A 3,104-nucleotide genomic window follows, 5' to 3' on the forward strand; every position below is an offset into this window, starting at 1 on the left:
ACCATAGGCCATGGCGGCGGCAATGCCGCCAATACCCACCGTTTCAAGCCCCGAAATAAACCAGTGCTGGTCCACAAAACGGCCCTTCATGGCCCCCACCCAGAAAAAGGCCACCACCGTCAGCAGCGTGGACCAGAAGAACGGTTCGGCCACCATGCCCGGCACAATCCAGTTGGCCACATAGGTGATCCGTGGACTAAAGCCGACAATGCAGAAAGCGACAAAGGTCGCCATCCCCGCCTTGAAGGCATTGTGGGCTTGCAGCGTTAGACCGAACTCCTCCTGAACCATGGTATCCACCCACTTCTCTCGGTCCGAAACAATCACCCCGACCGCATCTTCCAGGAGATTGCCGCGAAAGCCCTTGCGGGCATAAATCTGGCGCACCTCTTCCACTTCCCCTTCGGGGAATTTATCGATTTCCTCATTCTCACGATGACGAATTTTCTGGCGGTGCTGGTTTTCCGCGCGCGTGCCAAGATAATTGCTCACCGCCATGCTGAAACCGTCGGCCAGCAGATTGGCAAACCCGAGGATAATGATGACACCGGGCAGCAGACCCGCCCCGGCCACCCCGGCAACAATGGCAAACGTGGTAATGGCGCCGTCGACGGCACCGTAGATGAATTCTTTCAGGTAAATGGAATCGGGGCCCTCTTCGAGCCGCTGCGCAATCAGGTGGGGGTGGTGGTGAGCCTTGAACTCCTCAAGCTCAGTCAATTGGTCATGACTTTCCATCGTAACTCCTGGCCATTACAACTTCAGGATCGCCAATCGTTCATGCTGGCGGGCACAGACACAGCGGGGTGCGGGTGAAAGCTGGCCAAGCGGCCAATCCAGTTGCATGATAGCGCACACAGAAATATATGTACTGACATCATGCTGAATCTCGTCCTGTTTGAACCCGAAATCCCCCCCAATACCGGCAATATCATACGGCTCTGCGCCAATACCGGATTTGCCCTGCACCTGATCGAGCCCCTCGGCTTTGAACTGGACGACAAACGACTGCGCCGGGCCGGACTGGATTACCGGGAATGGCAGGATGCCAAAGTCCATGCCAACTGGCCCGCCTTTGTGGACAGCGCACATCCGCAGCGGGTATTCGCCATCAGTACCAAGGGCCAGCGACGTTATAGCGACGTTGCGTTTCAGGCCGGTGACACCCTGGTGTTCGGCCCGGAGACCCGCGGCCTGCCCGAGGCATTCCGCGCGGCGCTGCCGCCGGAAAACGTGCTGCGCATTCCCATGCAGCCGGCAAGTCGCAGCCTCAACCTCTCCAATGCCGCCGCCCTGGTCGTCTACGAGGCCTGGCGCCAACTCGGCTTTGCCGGCGCAATCTAGGGGCTTCCCATGGGTAACCCAGGGATGGGGTGCAGCGCGGGAATAATGGCCGTAAAATCACCCGCCAACAGCAACCAACCCTTACCCAGCAGATGAATCCAGCACCCATCGGCCTGTTTTACGGCTCCTCCACCTGCTACACCGAGATGGTGGCCGAGAAAATCGCCGCCGACCTCGGCGAGGCGCTGGTGGATGTATACAACATCGCCGAGACACCAGTGTCTACGATGGCCGACTATGACCTGCTGATTCTCGGCATCCCCACCTGGGACTACGGCGAGCTGCAGGAGGACTGGGAGAACTGCTGGGACGACCTCGAGCAACTGGACTTCACCGGCAAAACCGTGGCGTTGTTCGGCCTCGGCGACCAGCTGGGCTATCCCGAGTGGTTTCTCGATGCCCTCGGCTACCTGTGGGCCAAGGTGCGCAACCTGGGCGCCCAGACCGTCGGTTACTGGCCGGTCGAAGGCTTCGAGTTTGCAGAATCCAGGGCCCTCACCGAGGACGGCCAACACTTTGTCGGCCTCGCCATCGACGACGAAAACCAGTTCGAACTGACCGATCAGCGCATCAAAGACTGGTGCGCGCAAATTCGCCGCGAATTTGACCTGGGCGAAGACTAAAAACTGTTCGCCAGCACAATTCCCGCCGATACCAGAATCATCGCCCAGCTGCCCGCCGTGCCGAGAAAACGCGGCATGGACGACCCGGCACTTTTCCCCAAGCCGAAGGCGTGCAGCAGGCGGCTGACCACCAGCAGACTGCCCAGGGCGTGCACCGGCCAGGCCGCGCCCAGCGCATTTTCCACCGCCAGCAACAGCAATAACGCCATCGGCAGGTATTCCGTCGCATTGCCGTGCACCCGGATGAGACGGCTCAGCGCCTTGTTTTCCCCGTCGCCGATCCCGACCCGATACTGCCAGCGGCCGCGCACCACTCGCAATGCCAGGGCGACCAACAGCATGCCGCAGAGCGCCATATATATGGCGGAAATTTCCATACTGAAGGTATTGGGCATCCCGATATCCTCCAGAGAAACAGCCCCGATTAAACCACAACCGGACTCTGCTGCTAAAATGCCGTCCCCGGAGCCAGGAAACCCCCATGTCCGCTACCCCGTCAGTGCCGTTAACGCAGGCCACCATCCGTTGGGATGACCGCGGTCAGCCCCGGTCGGATGAATTTGACGATGTCTATTTCTCCCGCGCCAGCGGCATCGAGGAAAGCCGCTTTGTCTTCCTGCGACACAACGGCCTGCCGGGGCGATGGCAGCAATGGCATCGACCGCTATTCACCATCGGTGAAACCGGTTTCGGCACCGGCCTCAACTTCCTTACCGCCGCCAGTGCCTGGCTGGCCCAGGTCGGCGATCCGCAGGCGAGATTGCACTTTGTGTCGGCGGAGAAATACCCCCTGTCCCGGCACGACCTGTGCCAGGCGCTGACCCTGTGGCCGGAGCTGTCGACCCTGGCCAATGAACTGATCGAGCAGTATCCCCCCGCCGTGGCCGGTATTCATCGCCTTTACCTGGCGGACAAGCGCATTGTGCTGACCCTGCTGTACGGCGATGCCGGGGAGATGTTCGTCGGGCTCAAAGGCAGCGACCACCCGCTGTTCCGCCGCCGGGGCAATCCCGTGATCGATGCCTGGTTCCTGGATGGCTTCGCCCCGGCCAAGAACCCGGCCATGTGGAACGACGAGCTGTTTCGGGCCATTGCCGACCTGAGCGATGCCGGTACCAGCTTCAGCACCTTTACCGC

General features: G+C 60.6%; 5 protein-coding genes. 3 read left to right on the forward strand and 2 right to left on the reverse strand.

The window, feature by feature from the left end; all coding sequences use genetic code 11:
* Positions 1-738: VIT1/CCC1 transporter family protein (locus tag ABY948_RS11820; protein ID WP_461482736.1), on the reverse strand; the 738-nt coding region annotated here is incomplete at its 3' end.
* 141 nt (positions 739-879) lie between these two features.
* Here ABY948_RS11820 and trmL point away from each other — a divergent pair.
* On the forward strand, positions 880-1,344 hold the full coding sequence (trmL, locus tag ABY948_RS11825; RefSeq protein WP_461482737.1) for a tRNA (uridine(34)/cytosine(34)/5-carboxymethylaminomethyluridine(34)-2'-O)-methyltransferase TrmL: 465 nt from the start codon (positions 880-882) through the stop codon (positions 1,342-1,344).
* Positions 1,345-1,436: 92 nt separating this feature from the next.
* Positions 1,437-1,967 (forward strand): flavodoxin FldB, encoded by a 531-nt coding sequence (gene fldB / locus ABY948_RS11830; protein WP_461482738.1) that lies wholly within the window; start codon positions 1,437-1,439, stop codon positions 1,965-1,967.
* On the opposite strand, the gene ABY948_RS11835 is transcribed toward fldB, so the two are convergent.
* Entirely contained in the window at positions 1,964-2,362 is a 399-nt protein-coding gene (locus tag ABY948_RS11835; protein WP_461482739.1) for an MAPEG family protein, read from the reverse strand. The two genes, fldB and ABY948_RS11835, sit on opposite strands and share 4 nt — an antisense overlap.
* 86 nt (positions 2,363-2,448) lie before the next feature.
* Here ABY948_RS11835 and mnmC2 point away from each other — a divergent pair.
* On the forward strand, positions 2,449-3,104 hold a 656-nt coding region (gene mnmC2 / locus ABY948_RS11840), incomplete at its 3' end, for a tRNA (5-methylaminomethyl-2-thiouridine)(34)-methyltransferase MnmC2 (protein ID WP_461482740.1).

The organism is Porticoccus sp. (assembly GCF_041592135.1).
Taxonomy (GTDB): domain Bacteria; phylum Pseudomonadota; class Gammaproteobacteria; order Pseudomonadales; family Porticoccaceae; genus Porticoccus.

Coding starts and splice junctions, on each gene's coding strand:
- ABY948_RS11835 (WP_461482739.1), bottom strand. CDS start 2,362: ATGCCCAATACCTTCAGTATGGAAATTTCCGCCATATATATGGCGCTC.
- trmL (WP_461482737.1), top strand. CDS start 880: ATGCTGAATCTCGTCCTGTTTGAACCCGAAATCCCCCCCAATACCGGC.
- fldB (WP_461482738.1), top strand. CDS start 1,437: ATGAATCCAGCACCCATCGGCCTGTTTTACGGCTCCTCCACCTGCTAC.